Raw genomic sequence first — 19,836 nt, 5'->3', positions numbered from 1 at the left:
GGCTTCGGGGGCGCCGTGGAGGCGGTCCATGCCGGCGTCTTCCCATTCGACGGAGATCGGGCCGTTGTAGCCGATGGCGGTGAGGGCTCGGAAGGACGATTCCCAGGGCACGTCGCCGCGTCCGGCGGAGACGAAGTCCCAGCCGCGGCGCGGGTCGCCCCAGGGCAGGTGGGAGCCCATGACGGTGTTCCGGCCGGTGGGGCGGAGCTTGGTGTCCTTGCAGTCCACGTGGTAGATCCGGTCCTTGAAGTCCCAGATGAAGGAGACGGGGTCGATGCCCTGCCACATGAAGTGGGACGGGTCCCAGTTCAGGCCGAAGGCTTCGCGGTGGCCGATCGCTTCGAGGGTGCGGACGGTGGTCCAGTAGTCGTAGGCGATTTCGGAGGGGTGGACTTCGTGGGCGAAGCGGACCCCGCATTCGTCGAAGACGTCCAGGATGGGGTTCCAGCGGTCGGCGAAGTCCTGGTAGCCGGCTTCGATGACCTTTTCCGGGACGGGCGGGAACATGGCGACGTACTGCCAGATGGAGGAGCCGGTGAATCCGACGACGGTGTCCACGCCGAGGGCTTTGGCGAGCCGGGCGGTGTGTTTCATTTCCTCGGCGGCGCGCTGGCGGACGCCCTCGGGGTCCCCGTCGCCCCAGACTTTGGACCCGACGATCGCTTCGTGGCGGAAGTCGATGGGGTCATCGCAGACGGCCTGGCCCTTGAGGTGGTTGGAGATGGCCCAGACCTTCAGGTTGTACTTCTCCAGGACAGCGAGCTTGGACTCGACGTAGCCGGGTTCGTCCCAGCGACAGGCGTCCAGGTGGTCCCCGGAGACGGCGATTTCCAGGCCGTCGTAGCCCCAGCCCGAGGCGAGGCGCGCGACTTCCTCGAAGGGGAGGTCGGCCCACTGGCCGGTGAACAGGGTGTACGGGCGGGGCATGTCAGGCTCCTTCAACGGTGGCATACGTCTTTTGTTCAACGGCGGTGAGCGTGCTCTTGTTGTTGGCTGATTTCTCGACGGCGGCAAGGATGCGTTGCACCTGCAGCCCTTCTTCGAACGATGGCGACGGAGCGGCGCCGGTCTCGATGGCCCCCAGGAAGTCGCGGATCTGGTGGGTGAAGGTGTGTTCCCAGCCGATGATGTGGCCCTGCGGCCACCACGCGGCCATGTAGGGGTGTTCGGGTTCGTTGACCAGGATCCGCCGGAACCCCTGCTCCCGCACCGGGGTGGTGGCGTCCAGGAAGTTTAGTTCGTTGAGGTTTTCGAGGTCGAATGTCAGTGACCCGAGTGAGCCATAGACCTCGATCCGAAGACTGTTTTTTTGCCCTGTGGCCACGCGGGAGGCCTCGACCGAGGCGCTGATGTTACCTGTCATCCCAAGGGTGGCCCATGCGGCATCGTCGACCGTCACTTCTTCCGGACCGTTGGGGCCGGGCCGCTCTGCGACGAACGTCCTCAACGTGCCGGTCACCTCAGTCACAGCTTGACCGGTGAGGTACTGGACCTGGTCGATGGCGTGGGAGGCGATGTCCCCCAGCGCGCCGGAGCCGGCGGTTTCCTTCCGCAGCCGCCAGGTCATTGAGGCCTTGTCATCGGCGAGCCAGTCCTGCATGTATGCGGCGCGGACGTGCCGGACGGTGCCGAGCCGGCCCTCCGCGATCAGTTCCCGGGCCAGGGCAAGGGCGGGCACACGGCGGTAGTTGAACCCGACCATGGACTGCACCCCGCATGCGCGGGCTGCTGCTGCGGCAGCCGTCATGGCCTCGGCTTCGGCGATTGTGTTGGCGAGGGGTTTTTCGACGAGGACGTGCTTGCCCGCGTCGAGCGCGGCGATGGCGATTTCGGCGTGCATCCAGCCTGGAGCGCAGATGTCCACGATGTGGATGTCGTCCCTGGCGATCACCGCGCGCCAGTCCGTCGCGGACTCGGCCCAGCCATACTTTTTTGCGGCTTCGGCTACCTGTCCGGCGTCCCGACCCACGAGCACTTTCTGCTCGAAGGCCGGGACGTTGAAGAAGCTGGCGACGTTCCGCCAGGCGTTCGAGTGGGCCTTGCCCATGAACGCATAACCGATCCCCGCCACGCCCAGGGGTTTGCTCGGATTGGTCCGGTAGGACATGATTTTTGTTCTTTCTGGAATAGTGATGGGCTTGGTCTTTGGTGAGCTTGCAGGCCGCAGTTAACGGCGACAGGACTAAAGAAATCGGCCCGTTGCCAGGCCTCCTCCGAATGAGAGTTCGGCGGCCATGAGGCAGCGCAGGATGGGGGAGGGGCTGGTCCCTGGGGTAATGGGAGGAGGACGGGCGGCCCGCACCCCTCCCCCCATCCTTACTTCGCGGTTGTGGCGAGATCGGCGACCATTGGCACGTCGACCCACACGCCCTTCTCGGCAGAGGCCATGATCGCGTCGTCGATGAGCGCCGTCTGATAACCGTCGGCGAAGTTCGGGCTTACGCTGCCGCCTTCGGCGATGGCTTTGAAGAAGTCGTGTGCTTCGATGATTTTGGTTTCGCCGTAGCCGATGCCCAGGGCCGGGATGGGCCAGAGGCCGTCCCCGTAGGGGTGGGACGGTCCGGTATAGACGGTCCGGAACCCGCGCCGGTCGTTCTGGTCGGAAGCGAAGCAGACCTGGAGTTCGTCGCGGCGTTCGTAGTTGAAGGCGATGCTGCCTTCGGTGCCGTGGATCTCGAAGGTGATGAAGTTGTTGCGGCCGTAGGCGTTGCGGGTAGCCTCGATGGAGCCGACGGCGCCGTTGGCGAAGCGGACCATGGTCATGACCTCGTCGTCGACGTCGACCTCGCCGCGGGGCCCTTCGCCGCCCCGGATGTTCCCCAGTGCGTCGGAGCCCCCGGTCTGTAGCGGGCGTTCGGGAATCCAGGTCGAGAGAACCGAGTTCACGGAGGAGAACTCGCCTACAAGGTAGCGGGCCATGTCCACGACATGGGTGGCGATGTCTCCGAGGGCCCCGGAGCCGGCGATGTTCTTCTGGAAGCGCCAGGAAAGGGGGGAGTTGGGGTTCGCGGACCAGTCCTGGAGGTATGTGCCGCGGAAGTTGAGGATCTGCCCGATGGCGCCTTCCTCGATGTATTTCTTGGCCAGGGCGACGGCGGGGGTGCGGCGGTAGTTGAAGGCGACCATGTGGACGATGCCTGCGTCCTTGACCGCGTCGTACATGGCCCTGGCCTCTTCGCCGGTGCGGGCGAGGGGCTTTTCGCAGATGATGTGCTTGCCGGCCTGTGCAGCGGCGATGGCAATCTCGGCGTGCAGGTGGTTGGGGGTGGCGATGTCGACGACGTCGATGGCCGGGTCGTCGATGATCCGGCGCCAGTCGGCGGTGGAGTGTTCGAAGCCGAAGCGGCGGGCGGCCTCTGCCGCGAGTTCCTCGGTGGCTTCAGCGATGGTGTGGCGGACGGGCAGGGCCGGGGCGGGCCAGAAGAACATGGGCATGGCGGAGTAGGCCAGGGAGTGGGCCTTGCCCATGAAGCCGCCTCCGATGAGGCCGACGTTGAGGTTTTTCACGATGGTGTTCCTTTTCTGAAATGCGTGTGGGGGAGGGGTGTTAGGGGAGGAGTTCTTCGAGGTATCGGCGGCTGATCTCGGCGGCAGCGCGCGGCTCGCCGTCGTACTCGTCGAGTTCGACCATCAGCCAGCTGTCGTAGCCGCTCTCACTGATGGCTTGGATGATGTCCGGGAAGTCGAGTTCTCCCTGCCCCAGGGGCAGGAAGGCGAAGGGATCCTTCCGGAAGTCCTTGAGGTGGACGTGGCGTATGCGGTCCGGGTATTTGCGGATAAGGGCGGCCGGGTCGCCGCCGCCGGCGGCAAGATGGGCGGTGTCCGGGCAGAAGCCGATGCGGGTCAGGCCCATCAGCCGGTTCAGCTCGTCGGGGTTCTCAACGATCGTCGTAAGGTGGGGATGGTAGCTGGCAGAGAGACCGGCGGACTCGGCGATGTCGGTGACCCTGTCCAGGGACTCCCCCAGCCGGCGGTAGTCCTCGTCCGTGGTGCCGGTGGCGCGCCGGGCGCCGCCTCCTACGACGAGGCGCTCGGCCCCGAAGGCCGCAGCGAGCTCGGCGGCGCGCTGGATGCGGTGCAGCTCGTCGGGCAAAATGTCAGCGTAGATGAAGTTTCCGCCGGTGTAGACGCTGGCGAGGGTGACGCCGGCCTCGTCGAGGATGCTGCGGAGTTGCTCGGGCTTGTCGGCGTATTCGGCGAGGTTGCCGTCGAACATCTCCACGCCCTCGTAGCCGGCGGCTGCGATGTCCTTGATCGCCCTGTCCATGGGGCCATGGGTCATGTAGAAGAGGTCTTTAATGCTGGTCACCCCTACCGGGTGGCCTACGACGCCACCCCAGGTGATGGTGGAGTATCCGAGTTTCATGTTGAGGCCTTTCAGATAAGTCAAGAGAAGACGGGTGGGTTACGGGGCCGGTGGCGCTGGCAATTGTGCTGGCCAGGGCTATTTCTTCCGGGCGAGGGCGACGGCCAGGATGATGATGGCGCCGCGGACCACCTGCTGCTGGCTGCTGTCGAGGCCGGCCAGGATCAGTCCGTTGTTGATCAGGCCAATTAGAAGGGCGCCGAAAAGAGTGCCGATGATGGATCCGAATCCGCCGAAGAGGCTTGTCCCGCCGAGGATGACCGCGGCGATGGCGGAGAGCTCATCGCCCGATCCCCACTGGAAGCGGCCGGACTGAAGGCGGCCGGCGTACAGCATGCCGGCAACGCTCGCGACCGTGCCCGAGATGAGGAGCACCTGGAATTTGATGCGTTTGGTGTTGATGCCGGTGAACTCCGCGGCGTTGCGGTTACCGCCGGTGGCGAGGACCTGTCGGCCGAACTTGGTGCGGTTCAGCACGACGGCGCCGATGGCAACGAAGATGGCGCTCCAGACGACCAGGCCAGGTACTGGACCGAAGTCACCGGATCCGAACAGCATGTTGAAGGTGTCATTCAGGATCGGCTGGGGGGCCGACGCCGTGATCCACTGGGCGACTCCGGCAGCGATACCCAGCATGCCGAGTGTCACCAGGAAGGAGGGGATGCCGAGGAGACTGACCAGTGCACCGTTGATGGACCCGACCACGAGTCCGACTGCGAGGCCGGCGAGGATGCCGGGGACCAGGCCCCACTGGGACAACGCCATTGCCGTGCAGACGCTGGACAGTCCGGCCACCGATCCAACGCTCAGGTCGATTTCTGCGCAAGAGATGACGTAAGTCATCCCCACGGCGATAACGGTGATCGTGGCCGTCTGCCGGAAGATATTGAGCAAGTTCTGTGGGGACAGGAAGCCCTGGTCACGCAGCAGAATGGCGAAGAAAATGAAGACGACGACGAAACCGATGTAGATGACGTAGCGCCGCCAGTCGAGCTCTTTTAGCATGGTGCCGAAATTGCGGGGTGCCGCGGTGTCGCGGGGGGTGATGGTGTTTGCGTTGCTCACTGTTCAGACTCCCTGGACTGCAAGTTGAAGATATTCCTCGTCAGCGATCTCGCTGCGGGGGATGTCACGGATGACGGAGCCGTCCTTGAGGACGAGGACGCGGTCACTGACCGCGAGTAGTTCGGGGTACTCGGAGGAGATGACGATGACGGCTTTGCCGGAGTTGGCGAGATCGCGGATCATGTCCAGGATTTCGCTCTTAGTACCGATATCGACGCCGGCGGTTGGTTCGTCCAGGATCAGGATGTCCGGATCAGTGCCCAGCCACTTGGCGATGACCACTTTCTGCTGGTTGCCGCCCGAGAGCAGGCGCACGGGGCGGTGGGGGTGAGCGACCTTGACCGCGAACTTTTTGATGAGGGACGAGGACAGTTCCTTGCCCTTGGCGGAGTCCAGAAGAGGTCCGCGCTGGATCTGGCCAAGCAGCGGCAGCAGCAGGTTGTCTTGGACTGAGTGGTCCAGGACGAGGCCTTGGGCCCTGCGGTCCTCGGGGATGAGGGCGACACCGGCATCGATGGCCTGCTGCGGGGAGCTCAGGTTGATTTTCTCCCCCCGGATGAGGATCTCGCCGCTGTCCCGGCGGTCGATGCCGAAGAGTGCGCGGGCCAGTTCGGTGCGACCGCTACCCATAAGACCGGCCAGGCCCAGGATCTCACCGGGCCGGATGGCGAAGGAGATGTCCCTTACCCGCGGCCCGGCGTTCAGCCCGCGGACCTCCAGCAGCGGGGCGCCCTCATGAGCCACGTGGTCCCGCTCGCGGTAGGCAAGTTGGCCCTCGATCTTCTTGCCGACGATGCCTTCCACGATCTGTTCGGGTGTCACGCCGGTCAGCGGCTCGGTGAGGAGTCGACGACCGTCGCGCAGGATGGTGATCCGGTCGGCAAGCCGGTACACCTCGTCCATGCGGTGGGAGATGTAGATGATTGAGATGCCGCGCTGCTTGAGACGGTCTATCAGTTCGAAGAGCGCTTCGGACTCGTGCCGGGCAAGGCTGGCGGTGGGTTCGTCCATGATGAGCACCTGGGCGTTTTGCGAGAGTGCCTTGGCGATCTCGGTCAACTGCCAGTAGGCCGTGCCGAGCCGGGAGACTTCGGCGTGGGGGTCGACGTCAACCTCCATCTCGGCGAAGACCTCCTTGGCCCGCCGCTCCGAGGCGCGGTCGTCGATGAGGCCGCCCGCCCCGAGCGGCTCAGCGGCAAGGAAGATGTTCTGAGCGACAGTCAGGCTCGGTACGAGGCTGAATTCCTGGAAAACCATCCCGATGCCGGCGGACTTCGCGTCCTGAATCGAGTTGATGGCGACCGGTTTGCCTCCAATGAGGATCTCGCCGGCGTCTGCCTGATAGACGCCTTGGAGGATTTTCATAAGGGTGGACTTCCCGGCGCCGTTGCCTCCTGCGAGGGCGTGGACTTCGCCCTTCCGGACGTCGAAGCTGACATCCTTCAGGACTGAAACGCCGTTGAAGCCCTTGGAAATCGAGCGCATCTCGACGACATTGTCTGCGGTGTTCATTGTTGCCCTTTCGGGACAGTGGGGGAGGGTGGGTGCCCCGCCCTCGGGGCTGGCTACTTTTTGTAGGACTCTTGAATGTCCTTGGGAGCGTCCTCGTGGTAGACCTGCTTCCAGGCTTCGAGGACGTTGGAGTGGTCAACCGGGAGTGCACTCAGCGCCACATATGCCGGCGCTTGCTTACCGATCAGTGCGCCTGCGGCCAGCCGGGCCTCCGTAACGCCTTGGTCGAACGGAACCTGGGCCCCGAGGCCGACGATGAGTTGGTCTTTGGCCAAGGCGATGGCGACGTTCTTGCCGAGGTCCTCCGTGGCGATCTTCAAATCCTGTCGGCCCGCGGCACGGGCTGCGGCCATCACACCTTCCGCGGGGACGTCCCAGACCGCCCAGATGCCCGACAGGTCGGCGTATTTGCTCAGCATGGCGTTCGCAGCGGCCTGGGCGTCCCCGGCGAAGTCCGGCCCGGCGATGCCCTTCTCCTCGACGATCTTGATCTCGGGGTACTCCTTGGTGATCGTTTCCTTGAATCCCTGGTAACGCTGCTTGGTCACGAAGAAGTCGGCCTGGTGGAAGACAAGTCCGATCTTCCCCTTGCCACCGATGGCCTTGGCCATTTGGTGGGCGGAAACGACACCGTTGCCGTAATTGTCGGCAGAGACAACGGAGACGTAGTCCTTGCCGGCAGTCAGCCCCTGGGGAATGTTGTCCATGAAGACGAGCTTGGTGCCGGCGGCCGCGACTTTCTTGTAGGCGGAGGCCGTTGCCACGGGGTCCGTGGGGATGGAGACGATGACGTCCGGGTCCTGCGTCATGACAGTCTCGAGATCCGAAACCTGCTTGTCCGGCTTGAAGTTCGCATCGGTTGTGGCGATGACCTTGATACCGAGCTTTTCGAATTCACTCTTTAGCCCGTTGGTTTGGGCGGTCGCCCAGTCGTTGCCGCCGTAGTGCATCACGATTGCGGCCTTGGCGTTGAGTGCCTTGACCTTCTCGATCTCGGCGGGTGTCAGATCTGCAACGGATGACGGAGAGGGCGTCTCGCCGTTGGGGCCCTTGCTCAGGACCTGTCCCTTGATCTTGTCAAGGGCCTGCTGGGCCTTCTCGGATACTCCTGCATCGGGAGCGTTTGAGGTGCCCGTTGTCGAACTGCTGCAGGAAGCGACGGAAAGTGACAGGGCTGCGGCCAAAGCCACGATGGGAAGCCTGCGGATCATCATTGTTCTCCAGTGCTTGTGAGTGGATGGATAGGTCGGAAGGTGGTGGTGGATCAGGCCAGGGCTATGGCGAGGGCAGGGGGAAGCGGCGACAGGACGAGCCCGCTGGCGGCGGCGGCCGTGCGGATAGCAGCGGCCTTGTCTGACGCCGTCAGGATCGCCTCCGCCTGCGCTTTGTCGACGAAAAGGCCCAGGGAGCACGGTCCGTGATGGGATTGAACCCACCGAACCGCCTCGCCTGCCGCTTTGGTCATTTCAGCGCCAGCTGTCTCGGTGACCGAGCCGTCAATGGTTGAGAGTGACGTCGGCGCGCCTGATTGGTCGACAGAGACCACCAGGCTCGCCCAAAGGAGATTGTCATCAAAGACGCCGACGACAGCCGACGAGCCTGCGGAGACGAAGGTGCGGACAGCAGCTGCGAGATCATCACGTGCTGCGTTCGTCAGGAGCATTTCCAAATTGGCCCACTGGGCGGGGTCAATATTTCGAATGCCAACGCTGGGATCGAGTAAAAGTGCATCGACGATGGTGTTGCTCATACCGTTCCCTCTTCGTTGAAGTTCGCCTCCGTGAACGTTTACGAAGGTACCGTGAACGTTTACGCTCCAAATCGTAAACGTTTACGGAGGTTTGTGTCAAGCATCACGCCACGGGCCGATTTGAGGTTCAGTAAGCGGCCGGCGACGTAAGATTAAGGACGCACGGAACGACCGCGGACCCGGCCCGGCCAGTGCAGGACAGGAGAGCAAGTGAGAGCAACAGCGATCCCCCGCGAGGCGAAAGAGGGGCTTCCAGACGCTTCCTTGCGGCGGAAGCCGACTATCAACGATGTGGCGCAAATCGCCGGCGTCTCGTTCGGGACTGTCTCGCGAGTCCTCAACAACGCACCGGACGTCAGCGCTTCAACTCGCGAGCGGGTTCTGCAGATCGTTAAAGACATCGGGTACCGGCGGAACCGGGCCGCGACCGCGCTGGTCACCAGCCGGTCAACTTCCATCGGAATACTCTCGGACGGCTCGCCACGATTCGGCCCTGTCGGGACACTCATGGCCCTTGAGAACATTGCGCGTAAGAAGGGCTACGCCACAACCGTCATCAGTGTCGAAAAACCCTATGACGAGTCTGTGCAAGCAGCCCTCGACACCCTGGACGATACCGGCGTCGGGGGGATCATAGTCATCGCACCTCTCGTCGACATGGCAGCAGCTGTCTGGAATGCCTCATGCCGTGTACCAGTGGAAATGATTGCGGCCGGAGCATCATCAACTCCAAACGTCTTCACATACTCAGAAAATCAGGAGCTCGGAGCGAGGCTGGCCACGCAGCACCTCATAGACCTTGGCCACACCGACATCGCCCACTTCGCCGGCTCTATGGACTGGTTCGACGGACGCGTACGCAAGCGCGGCTGGGAGGCCGCGCTTCGTGATGCCGGACTTGCACCAGGACTGTGCATCGAGGGAGACTGGAGCCCCAAATGGGCTTACGAGACCGGCCTCCAGCTCGTCCGGGAGGGAAGGATCCCTCAGGCGATCTTCGCAGCCAGCGACCATACCGCCCTTGGGCTTATTCGCGCTTTCGCCGAAAATGGCGTCCGAGTCCCGGACGATGTCAGTGTCGTCGGATTCGACGACATCGAAGGGTCGGACTATTTCCTGCCGCCCCTGACCACTGTGCGCCAGGACTTCACCGCGCTGGCACTCATGAGCACGGAGGTGCTTCTCGGTGCCATGGAAGGCCGGGACGTGGACCGTACACCGATCACGCCGACGCTTGTAGTACGCAACAGCTCCACCCGCGCCAGCCCCCACAGCACCTCACCACAAGACACATGACCTGCCTCTAAGCAATAGAGCCGGCCAGTACAAATGGTCCTTTTCGGCTGCCCTCTAGCAGGAACCAAGCCCAACGGACGGGTCCTTGGTGTTTGCCGCTGCCGGGCAGGTAAGCGCCTTTCCACCGCGAGGCTCGTAGGTTCGGTGGGGGGCCTATCCGATTCTTCCAAGACGGGGGACAGGCCGACGGAGCCTGCAGGAGATGAGCCTCTGCCGCTCTCGCCGCATCAAGCGGTCCCGAAGCCGGGGCAGGGCCCCTCTCCTGCAAGCCCGTCACCAGCCAAATCACCGCCGGCCACAGAATCCCCGTGCCAGGGCCGACACGGCTGCAGGGCTGAGCGACCCGGTCACTTACGGATGACAGCGCCTTCGACTGCGACGGAGGCGGAGGGAAAGTCGAGGTCTGCGCAGGATTCGACCATTTTTCTGAGCCAAGCATGTTCGGGCTGCGTTTCCTTTGGCACCTCCCAGAGCAGGGAGATGGTAAATCTGGGCACCGGAATCGGTGGGCGGCTCATCGTCAGCCCTGCCACTTGGGAGAATTCTTTAGCCGTGTAGGTGGGGATCGTGGCGATCAAGTCCGCGTTGTGCAGAACGGTGACAGCCCCGGCAAAGTGACTGATGGATGCGACCGCCTTGCGCTCATATCCTTGAGTCTCGAGGATCTCATCGACGAAACCACGTTGCGCGTCGTAGGAGACGCGAAGATGTCCGGAATTCGCATAGTCCTCAAGGGACAACGGATCCGATAATTTCATTCGCCGTCCGTCGTAGAGGCATGAATAGCTGGATGCGAACAGGACGCTGTGCTGGTAGGCGGCAGGCACTTGTGGCGGAGTCGCGCAAATCACCAGGTCCATCCGTGAATCGTCCAGAGCGTCCTGCCAGAGCAGGCTGTTGGTCTGGTGAAAGGCGAATTTCACGTTCCAGCTGCTGCGGATGGCTTTAGTGACGATTTTCGGTACGAATACAGCTTCGAGATCGTCGGACATCGCGATGTGGAAGGTTCGGTTCGAGGTCGTCGGATCGAATTCCTCGTCTTCGAACACCAAATCAGAAACCATCTTCAAGGACTGGCCAATCCTGGGCGCTAAGGCCAGCGCCTTAGCCGTCGGCACCATACCGGACCGTGATTTTTGAAACAGCGGATCCTCGAATATGAGGCGTAGGCGCCCAAGGGCGGCGCTCACGGCTCCTTGGGTTATGTACAGCTTCGCTGCCGCCCGTGTGACGTGGCGCTCTTGCATCAGCACATGGAAGACCACGAGAAGATTCAGATCAATCTTCCGGAGATTAGTTTCATTAATGGTGCTCATCCTGACTATTAGTTGTACATGTGACCAGCCTAACTGCGATTCTGTTGGAAAGCCCCCATCTATCTGGAGAGGAACCAATGAAACGTGCAGTAGCGCTGACGGAGCCGGAGGCTTCACCGACTGTTCCACAACCGGCCAAGACCGACATCCGGAAGCGGCAGGTGGCCGTGGGGATCGGAAACTTCATGGAATGGTTCGACTTCGCCATCTATGGGTACTTCGTGGCTGTGATCGGTGCGCAGTTCTTCCCAGCCGGCGACCCGGCAACCGAAGTGTTGTCTTCGTTGGCCGTTTTCGCGGTTGGATTCATCGCCCGGCCTCTCGGCGCCGTCGTCTTGGGTCCGATCGGAGACCGCCACGGGCGCAAGCTGGTCCTCGTGATCACGGTGCTGGGCATGGGCCTAACAACGGCACTGATCGGCGTCATTCCTTCCTACGCGTCGATTGGAGTTGCGGCACCAATCCTGGTGGTCATCCTGCGTTGCATCCAGGGCATGATGGTCGGCGGTGAATGGTCGACCGCCGCCACGTACTTGGGCGAGAGCGCCCCGGCAAACCGGCGGGGGCTCCACGCCAGCCTGGTCACCGCAACCGCCGGTCTGGCATTCCTTGTTGGAACAGTCGTGGCTGCAACCATCAATGGCATCCTGACGCCACAGGAAGTGTCCGCATGGGGCTGGCGGGTTCCGTTTATCGCATCGCTGGTGATGGCGGTCGTCGCAATCTTCATCCGTCAGAGGCTCGGCGAGACCCCGGTCTACGAGGAAATGGCCCGCCGCCGCGAAGAGTTCAGGCCCGACCCCGTGCCGATGGCCGTCAAGATGCGCGCGTTCGTCCTGACCTTGGCATTTTCGGCGCTCTTCGGTGTCAGCCTGTACTACTTCATTACTTACGCGAACAACCACCTGTCAGGGGTAGTGGGCATGCCCCGTGTCGAGGCCCTCACGGCCTGCGGCATTGCACTGGCGGTTTATGTGGTCGCCAACCCCCTGCTGGGCAGCCTCAGCGATCGCATCGGCCGGCGCCCCCTCGTGTTGCTCTCAGCCCTGGGCCTGACCATCTTGAGCGTCCCGATCTTCTTTGCCCTGAACAGCGGCATCTTCGCCGTCGTTCTCCTTGGGCTTGTTGTTCTGGGAGTGCTGGTAGCCATGGCTGCCGTCATGAACGTGGTGCTGCTGGTTGAGGTTTTCCCAGCATCTATCCGCTCCACCGGCTCCGCATTGGGCTACAACGTCGCACTGGCTGTGTTGGCTGGCCCGGGCCCCCTGGTCGCGGCCAGCCTCATCAAGGCCACCGGTAACAATGTCGCGCCAGCCATCTACCTCGCGGGCATCTCCCTCGCCGCGCTGATCGTTCTGTGGATCATGCTGCCGGAGACAAAGCACAAAGACATTAGCGAAGGCTAGCCCCGGCGCATCGATCACGACCATCTGAAAGGTAAGTACCAATGACCCAAGTAGCAGTAGTTCAAGCAGCATCCGTCCCCTTCAACGCCCAAGCGGCGGCAGACAAGGCCGTGGATCTGATCCGGCAATGTGCCGAAGGAGGAGCCGAACTCGCAGTCTTCCCCGAAGCGTTCGTCGGCGGCTACCCCAAGGGCAGCACCTTTGGAAGCACCATAGGTAACCGAAGCGCGGCCGGCCGGAAGCTCTTCGAGCAGTACTGCTCCGCTTCGATCACTCTGGACGGCAAGGAAGTCGCCCAGCTCGCGGCCGCGTCGCGCGAGTTCAACGTCTTCGTAGTTATCGGCGTCATCGAACGACTCGGCAACACCCTCTACTGCACCGCCCTGATGATCTCACCCGAAGATGGTCTGGTTGGCAAACACCGCAAGCTCATGCCAACCTCCGTGGAACGCCTGGTCTGGGGATTCGGCGATGGCTCCACCCTGGACGTCGTGGACAGCCCGGCCGGGCGCCTCGGCACTGTCATCTGCTGGGAAAACTACATGCCCCTGCTGCGGCAGGCGATGTACGCCAAAGGTGTGGAAATCTATTGCGCCCCGACCGCGGACGACCGCCCGAGCTGGCAGCACTCCATGGTGCACATCGCCATCGAAGGCCGTGTCTTCGTATTGTCGGCATGCCAGACCATCACCAAAGACGCCTATCCGGCCGACTACGAATTCGAGTTCGAAACCGGCGAGAACGTCATGCGTGGCGGAAGCATGATCGTGGACCCGCTTGGCAACGTCCTCGCCGGACCTGTTTTTGACGAGGAAACCATCCTGTATGCCGACGTAGAACTCCGCAAGAAAACAGAATCCCACCTCGACATGGACATCACCGGCAACTATGCCCGTCCCGATGTCTTTTCGCTCAGCGTCGACACCAGGGCGAAGAACTCCGTCGAATTTTACGGCCATGTGACCGTGTAGTCCCGAGTAGAACCATGAGGCCCCTGCTTTGTCGGGGGCTCTCATCGGTTCCTGCTCCGGGGCGTTCGCTTCCGCTGCATGCGACGAGCGCCTTAGCCACCATTCCCGGAAAACCTAACCGTGCCACTATCGACCCCATCGCTGAACCCCCGAAGGATGCAATCGCCTACACCTGCTCGGCGGGGGCGGCTCTTAACGCCGGTTTGGCATGACGCAGGTTACTGATACACACGTTTTCCCGGCTGATGGCGTTTTGATGGGCAAGCTGAATTCGGGATTCCTATCCCGCACGCCGGACCAGCGTGACCACTCGGGCTTTTCCGCCCGCGGTATGCCCAGCCTTACTGGGGCAAAGGCGACGCCTTCCCGCTGCCGCTCCTAATGAGGAAGCGTTCCCAGCCTCTCGCGGAAAAGGCAAACATGCCAACTACACGCTGCCAGATGGGGTGTTCTTCAAAGCTGTTGTTCGCTCAGCTGCGACGGACGCCAGTCCGCATGCGGCCGGTTGCAAGACCTGAGCAATGAGGCACTAACCGTTCCCTTGGAAGTCTCACCGCTAGTGTCTTGCTGCCCTGTCTCTCACGCGACGGTTCTATTGCTGTCATCAAGCAGTGCTGTGACACGGGTCAAAGTCGGACATGACCTAGCCGATAGGTGGAACGCCGTCCGACGAGGGCTCGGGATGTCGTCTGTTGACGCTTCTACCGGAGCTGCGCCAATTTGACATCGGCGCAGCGTCTCGGCGATTCCAACAGCCGCCGACCGCCCGTGTCGTGGGTCGTTGCTTCCTGGGCTCAGCCGGCGGTACTCGTGGTCGGGGCACCACTGCCGCCCGGCGGCCTATCTGCCACATCTCTGCTCTACAGAATTAACATCTGGACAGCAGTGATGTGTTGTGCTTCACTTGCTGAGTTACGGATCTGACACAAAGACGAGGGAGAACCGAATGAGTTTGGATGCTTTTGGCCGCCGGGGGTTTTTGAAGATTTCCGCCGCGGCAGGAGGGGCAATATTTCTTAGCACCGCAACGGGCTGCGCATCAGCAGGGAACAGTGCCGTGGGAGGGGGGACGGCCTACTCCGGAGATGTCGCTATTACTGGCCTCGCCAGCCTGATCCACTCTGCTCCGTTCTTCATCGCACAGTCCGAGGGCTATTACGCGGACGAAGGACTCACCCTGGAGCACATCCAGTTCCCCGGAGGACTGGACACGGTGCGGGGAATCGAGTCGGGCATAGGATTTGGCACCTCTTCGACGATCCCCGTTTTTATCGGCGCGGAGAAGGGGATGAACGTAAAGATAATTGGCAACGTCTACACTGCCGCATCGGTGGACTTCATCGCGCTGCCGGACTCGCCGGTCAATTCCATTGAGGACGTCAGAGGCAAGAAGATCGCGGTGAGTACGCCCGGCTCCAACTCGTCGTATTTCGCAGAACGCACCCTGCGGGAAGCCGGCATCATTCCCGGCAAGGATGTCGAGCTGATCAGCGTCGGTTCAGCCAGCGATTCCTGGACCGCTGTGTCGCAGAAAGTCGTCGACGTCGCGTGGACCGCCTCGCCGCTGTCCGAGAAAATCGCCGCAGAAAGCGGGGCGAAGGTTATCTGGCGTTCCCGCGACTTCGTCACGGACTGGTCCGACACATGCCTCGTTGCCACAGGGTCTTTCATCGATGAGAATACCGAGGCGTTAAAGAGCTGGGGCCGGGCGCTCAAGAAGGCAACGAACCTTATCTCGAGCGATCTGAATAAGGCCGCCTCAACGTACGGCAAGGCGATCGGGTACAAGCCCGAGGTGGCACTCGAGGCGCTCAAGAATTCGCAACAGTTCTTCAGCCTGGACTTCACCGACGCGCAGTTAGCTGCCGTTGTGGCCGCGGGCAAAGCCCAAGGCCAGCTAACCAAGGACCCGAACATGGACGCCATCGTTATGAGGAGTTTCCTGTCATGAGCCAGTCACCCACCGTGCAATCGATTGCCCACGACAGCGAAGTCGTTTTTGACAACATCGGCATGACATTCGACACCGGCGCCGGGGTCACCCGAGCGGTCGCGAACGTTTCCGGGACCATACCGGAGGGAAAATTTGTCTCCGTCATCGGTCCCAGCGGCTGCGGCAAGAGCACTCTGCTGGACATGGTTGGCGGTCTACTCAAGCCAACACAGGGCACCGTGAGAATTAACGGTGAGACGGTGACCGGGCCACGGCGCGATACCGCAATGGTGTTCCAGGAGGACTCCACCCTGCACTGGCGCACAGTGCTGGATAACGTCGCGTTCGGTCTCGAAGTCAAGGGCGTTTCAAAAGCTGAACGCTATGAAAAGGCGCGCCGCATGACTGAGCTCGTGGGGCTCACCGGGTTCGAAGACCACCGTCCAGGCCAGCTCTCCGGCGGAATGAAACAACGTGTGGCTATTGCACGGGCGCTGGCTATGGAACCACGCGTCCTTCTTATGGACGAACCGTTTGGCGCTCTCGATCAGCAGACCCGGCAGTTCATCGGACGGGAGTTGTTGCGCATCTGGGAAAAAACCCGCAACCGCGTCCTCTTCATTACCCACGACATTCAGGAGGCCGTCTACCTCTCCGACGAGGTCTGGGTCATGTCCGCCCGGCCCTCCGTCGTCAAGGAGGTGGTCACGATTGATTTGCCGCGACCTCGACCGGAAGGAACCCACGCGCTGTCCCGGTTCAGGGAACTGGAAGATCATCTCTGGGCACTTGTAAAGGTCGAAGCGGCAAAAACCCTCGGCCCAGGGGCGCAGCGGGCGTGACTGTTGCGGAAAAGACCCGGCGCGTCCGGTCCACGCAGAGGAACCCGCCGTTGCCGCGCGCCACAGCCGTCCGTTGGGTGATCCTGGCCGGCCTGATCATCGCTCTCGAGCTCACCACCAGGACTGGGCTAATAAACCCCACGCTCGTGGTGCCGCCTTCTGAGATCCTGGCGCGTCTAGTGTCGATAATTCCGACAGAACAGTTCGGCCTGGACGCAGCCCGCACCCTTACGACGATCGTGATTGCCTTCGGCATCGGACTTGTCCTAGGGGTTCCCCTCGGCGTCTTCTTGTGGCGGATTCCGGCTGCCGGGAGAATTCTTGAGCCGTTCATCGTCACAGGATATGCAATGCCTACGCTGTTGTTCTATCCGGTTCTTCTTGCCGCCATGGGACTGAATGCAGGACCCATCATCCTGATTGCGGCCTCCATGTCCCTGATCCCGATCGCGCTGACCACGATGGTCGCCTTGAACGCCATCAAGCCGATCCTTCACAAGCTCGCGAACTCTGTGAGTGCTTCGCCTGCCCAGTATTACCTGAAGGTCCTTTTCCCCGCAGCCACGCCGCTTATTTTCCCCGGCGTCAAGCTCGGGTTCATCTACGCCGTCATCGGCACCGTGGCCATGGAATTCATTCTGGCAGCGCAGGGCATCGGTTTCCGGGCCGGTCTTTACTACCGGGAACTCAACACCTCCGACATGTGGGCCTACATCGCCGTAGTGATAATCCTCAGTGTGCTGGTCAACAGCGGCCTCACCTGGTTGGAAAAGCGTATTAGAAGGGACATGCTGTGAGCACCGACCTAACAAGTCCTTCAACTCCGCAAATTACCGCCCACGCGGGGGCAACGAGGTCACGGAAGCTAAAAGACAACCTATGGCGTGCTGCAGTACTGGTGGCGCTGGTCCTCATCTGGGCACTTCTGTCTTCCATGAGCGATCTGATCGCTTCTCCCACGGCCTCAGTTACGGCACTGGGGAAACGTTTCGCCGATGGCTCCATCTACCGGCACCTCGATGCAACGCTGCAAGCGGTGGCCATCGGTTTTCTTATCGCTGCTACCATCGGCTTTCCTCTGGGCTATGCCATTGGACGGAGCAAGTTTCTCGGGGCGGTGTTCGATCCGATAGTGGCAGGCGCGTTCGCCATTCCGCGTGTCGTCTTCTTTCCCATCCTTCTCCAGATATTCGGCGTCGGTGTGGGAGCCCAGGCGGCCATGGCTGCCCTGGCCGCGGTATTCCCCATCATCGTCTCGACGACCGCGGGCGTCCGAGCCATTAACGCACTCTTACCGAAGCTGGCTCGGTCCCTGAGCCTGTCTCCGCTGCAGACTGTGTTCAAGATATACATCCCCGCCATGGCGCCGTCACTGATGGTTGGCATCCGAATCGGATTCAGCATTGCGTTCATCAACGTGATCATCGCGGAGTTCTTTGCCGCCCGGGCCGGGCTGGGCCTTCTGGCACTGCGCGCCTACGGCATGCTGGACCTGCCCACGATGTACGGCATCATCGTCTTGCTCGCCGCAATCGCACTGGCGGGAAATCTGGCGCTCTGGGCTGTGGAACGCCGTCTGGGTGAAAAGGCTTAGGGCCGGCCCCGTGCGCTTTCTCGTCACATCTTTGACATCTGAACGTTTTAGGAAGAGGTAACCATGTCAGCGAGTGCTGCCTTTGAAGAATATGACCAGCTGCGGGCCGAATTCAAGGAAAAGGGGCTGGGCGGGAGAATCGGGTTCGGGAATCGACCGGCCCTGCTGGTAGTCGACTTCATCCGGGGTTTCACCGACACAAGCTCGCCGCTGGCCGGAGAACTCGACGACCAGATCGAGGCGACACAGGAACTCCTGCAGAGTGCCCGGGCCGCGGCGGTTCCAGTCATCTTTTCAACCGTCTCCTACGACACCGACCTGCAGGAAGCGGGCAAGTGGATCCGGAAGATCCCCTCCAATAGCTGGCTGGTGGAGGGGAGCGAGTGGGTAGAGCTGGATGAACGGCTCGACCGCAGAAGCAATGAAATGCTCTTGGTCAAGAAATACGCGTCCTGCTTCTTCGGTACTGACCTGGCCGCACGCCTCGTTTCGAGGGGTATCGATACGTTGATCATCGTCGGCTGTACCACCAGCGGCTGTATCCGCGCCACCGCAGTTGATGCCTGCTCGTATGGATTCCACACCGTCGTTGTAGAAGAGGGCGTCGGCGACCGTGCCGAACTGCCGCATCTGGCCAGCCTGTTCGACATCGACAACAAGTACGGCGACGTCGTTGGCTTGCAGGAGGCAAACGCCTACCTTGGGTCGCTGGCGCCCGCGATGGCCTAAACAGACAAGCTGGGGCTTCAGCCTTTGAGCAAACTATCGACAGATTCGAAAGACGAGGCCCTTCAATGACAGAGGACACGAGTACGTCTCCGGGACCAGGTACGACATCAAAGCTGCCCTTGCTGAACGGACACAGTATGCCGCGGATCGGCCTCGGAACATGGCCGATGCTGGACGCCGAATGCGAGCAGGCCGTCCACTGTGCCGTTCAGGCAGGCTACAGGCTGGTGGACACGGCCGTTCAATACCGGAACGAAGAAGCCGTGGGGCGCGGCATCAGAACCGCCGGAGTCCCCCGGGAGGAACTCTTTATTTCCAGCAAGTTCAACAAGGAGTCCCACAGCGTCGACGGGGTCAGGCGGGCCTACGACGAAAGCCTGCGGAAGCTCGGCGTCGACTATCTGGACATGTTCATGTGCCATTGGCCGGTGCCTGCGCTTGGCGCCTATCCGGAGGCATGGAAAGGCCTTGTAACCCTGTTAAGGGAAGGCGCGGTCAAAGCCATCGGCGTCTCCAACTTCAAGCCGGACCACCTGAGGAAAATCATCGAAGCGACGGGAGTCGTTCCGGACGTCAACCAGATTCAGCTAAGTCCCACCCTGGCGCGCACACAACCGCGTGCGGTCCACCGGGAGCTGGGAATCCTCACCCAATCCTGGAGCCCGATCGGGCGTGAATCCGGGCTGCGCGGAAACCCCGTAGTGGTGGCCATCGCGGGCCGTCTGGGCAGGTCACCTGCCCAGGTCCTGCTGCGCTGGCACATTCAGCAGGACCTGGTGCCCATACCGCAGGCGTCGGATCCCGCCTGGTTGAGAGAGAACCTCTCTGCATTCGATTTCACCCTGACCGCTGCCGACATGAACGATCTCGCCCGCCTTGATATGGGCGAAACAGCTGCGCGGGACTCAGATGCTGCGGAAAACGGTCATTGAGTCCCGACAACGGGCGCGGTCCGGCAAGGCCTCGACCATCTGGTCGAGTGGGGCTTGACGAACGGCACCCTTTAAGTCATTCTCTTTCTAACAGAATCTTTCTCTGGTTGACAGAGAATTCCGG

Annotated in this window: 18 protein-coding genes; 9 read left to right on the top strand and 9 right to left on the bottom strand. The window is 61.9% G+C overall.

What is annotated here, in order from left to right; translation table 11 throughout:
- From BS38_RS0119520 to BS38_RS0119485, 8 genes are all read right to left on the bottom strand, one after another.
- The coding region (locus tag BS38_RS0119520) for a sugar phosphate isomerase/epimerase family protein (RefSeq protein WP_028272332.1) at window positions 1-927 on the bottom strand (927 nt) is incomplete at its 3' end.
- 1 nt (window position 928) lies between these two features.
- On the bottom strand, window positions 929-2,107 hold the full coding sequence (locus BS38_RS0119515; RefSeq protein WP_028272331.1) for a Gfo/Idh/MocA family protein: 1,179 nt from the start codon (window positions 2,105-2,107) through the stop codon (window positions 929-931).
- Window positions 2,108-2,316: 209 nt separating this feature from the next.
- Complete coding sequence (locus BS38_RS0119510; RefSeq protein ID WP_028272330.1) at window positions 2,317-3,507, bottom strand: Gfo/Idh/MocA family protein; 1,191 nt, start codon at window positions 3,505-3,507, stop codon at window positions 2,317-2,319.
- Window positions 3,508-3,547: 40 nt separating this feature from the next.
- Window positions 3,548-4,366, bottom strand: coding sequence for a sugar phosphate isomerase/epimerase family protein (locus BS38_RS0119505; RefSeq protein WP_028272329.1), 819 nt, complete (start codon window positions 4,364-4,366; stop codon window positions 3,548-3,550).
- A 78-nt stretch (window positions 4,367-4,444) separates the two neighbouring features.
- Window positions 4,445-5,431: an ABC transporter permease gene (locus BS38_RS0119500; protein WP_028272328.1), complete on the bottom strand. Its 987-nt coding sequence runs from the start codon at window positions 5,429-5,431 to the stop codon at window positions 4,445-4,447.
- Window positions 5,432-5,434: 3 nt separating this feature from the next.
- Window positions 5,435-6,943 carry a sugar ABC transporter ATP-binding protein gene (locus BS38_RS0119495; RefSeq protein ID WP_028272327.1) on the bottom strand — a complete coding sequence of 503 codons (1,509 nt, stop codon included), beginning with the start codon at window positions 6,941-6,943 and terminating at the stop codon, window positions 5,435-5,437.
- 53 nt (window positions 6,944-6,996) lie between these two features.
- Window positions 6,997-8,133, bottom strand: a complete 1,137-nt coding sequence (locus tag BS38_RS0119490; RefSeq protein WP_231511341.1) for a substrate-binding domain-containing protein — start codon at window positions 8,131-8,133, stop codon at window positions 6,997-6,999.
- A gap of 74 nt (window positions 8,134-8,207) precedes the next feature.
- On the bottom strand, window positions 8,208-8,693 hold the full coding sequence (locus BS38_RS0119485; protein WP_028272325.1) for a hypothetical protein: 486 nt from the start codon (window positions 8,691-8,693) through the stop codon (window positions 8,208-8,210).
- A 210-nt stretch (window positions 8,694-8,903) separates the two neighbouring features.
- Here BS38_RS0119485 and BS38_RS0119480 point away from each other — a divergent pair, with 210 nt between their 5' ends.
- Window positions 8,904-9,989, top strand: coding sequence for a LacI family DNA-binding transcriptional regulator (locus BS38_RS0119480; RefSeq protein ID WP_043439316.1), 1,086 nt, complete (start codon window positions 8,904-8,906; stop codon window positions 9,987-9,989).
- A gap of 347 nt (window positions 9,990-10,336) precedes the next feature.
- Here the strand turns inward: BS38_RS0119480 and BS38_RS25730 are convergent, their stop codons facing one another.
- Window positions 10,337-11,305: a LysR family transcriptional regulator gene (locus tag BS38_RS25730; protein WP_081818980.1), complete on the bottom strand. Its 969-nt coding sequence runs from the start codon at window positions 11,303-11,305 to the stop codon at window positions 10,337-10,339.
- 77 nt (window positions 11,306-11,382) lie between these two features.
- Between BS38_RS25730 and BS38_RS0119470 the strand changes: the two genes are divergently transcribed.
- The 8 genes from BS38_RS0119470 (at window position 11,383) to BS38_RS0119435 (ending at window position 19,712) form a co-directional block, all read left to right on the top strand.
- The gene (locus tag BS38_RS0119470; protein ID WP_028272323.1) at window positions 11,383-12,711 is read left to right on the top strand and encodes an MFS transporter; all 1,329 of its coding nucleotides are present in this window, start codon (window positions 11,383-11,385) and stop codon (window positions 12,709-12,711) included.
- A gap of 41 nt (window positions 12,712-12,752) precedes the next feature.
- The gene (locus tag BS38_RS0119465; protein WP_028272322.1) at window positions 12,753-13,682 is read left to right on the top strand and encodes a carbon-nitrogen hydrolase family protein; all 930 of its coding nucleotides are present in this window, start codon (window positions 12,753-12,755) and stop codon (window positions 13,680-13,682) included.
- A 946-nt stretch (window positions 13,683-14,628) separates the two neighbouring features.
- Window positions 14,629-15,633 carry an ABC transporter substrate-binding protein gene (locus BS38_RS0119460; RefSeq protein WP_028272321.1) on the top strand — a complete coding sequence of 335 codons (1,005 nt, stop codon included), beginning with the start codon at window positions 14,629-14,631 and terminating at the stop codon, window positions 15,631-15,633.
- On the top strand, window positions 15,630-16,457 hold the full coding sequence (locus BS38_RS0119455) for an ABC transporter ATP-binding protein (protein WP_051629037.1): 828 nt from the start codon (window positions 15,630-15,632) through the stop codon (window positions 16,455-16,457). Before BS38_RS0119460 ends, BS38_RS0119455 begins: the two co-directional genes overlap by 4 nt.
- The gene (locus BS38_RS0119450) at window positions 16,454-17,254 is read left to right on the top strand and encodes an ABC transporter permease (RefSeq protein ID WP_197024997.1); all 801 of its coding nucleotides are present in this window, start codon (window positions 16,454-16,456) and stop codon (window positions 17,252-17,254) included. The genes BS38_RS0119455 and BS38_RS0119450 overlap by 4 nt, the downstream gene beginning before the upstream one ends.
- 137 nt (window positions 17,255-17,391) lie before the next feature.
- On the top strand, window positions 17,392-18,051 hold the full coding sequence (locus BS38_RS0119445) for an ABC transporter permease (protein ID WP_231511339.1): 660 nt from the start codon (window positions 17,392-17,394) through the stop codon (window positions 18,049-18,051).
- 63 nt (window positions 18,052-18,114) lie between these two features.
- A complete protein-coding gene (locus tag BS38_RS0119440; protein WP_028272317.1) occupies window positions 18,115-18,780 on the top strand; it encodes an N-carbamoylsarcosine amidohydrolase in 666 nt (221 codons plus the stop codon).
- A gap of 137 nt (window positions 18,781-18,917) precedes the next feature.
- Window positions 18,918-19,712, top strand: coding sequence for an aldo/keto reductase (locus tag BS38_RS0119435; protein WP_231511337.1), 795 nt, complete (start codon window positions 18,918-18,920; stop codon window positions 19,710-19,712).
- The last annotated feature ends 124 nt before the right edge of the window (window positions 19,713-19,836 follow it).

It is taken from the genome of Arthrobacter sp. UNC362MFTsu5.1, assembly GCF_000685965.1.
Lineage (GTDB): Bacteria > Actinomycetota > Actinomycetes > Actinomycetales > Micrococcaceae > Arthrobacter.
The sequence above is the reverse complement of the archived record's forward strand: the minus strand, read 5'-3'. Positions and strand labels throughout refer to the sequence as shown.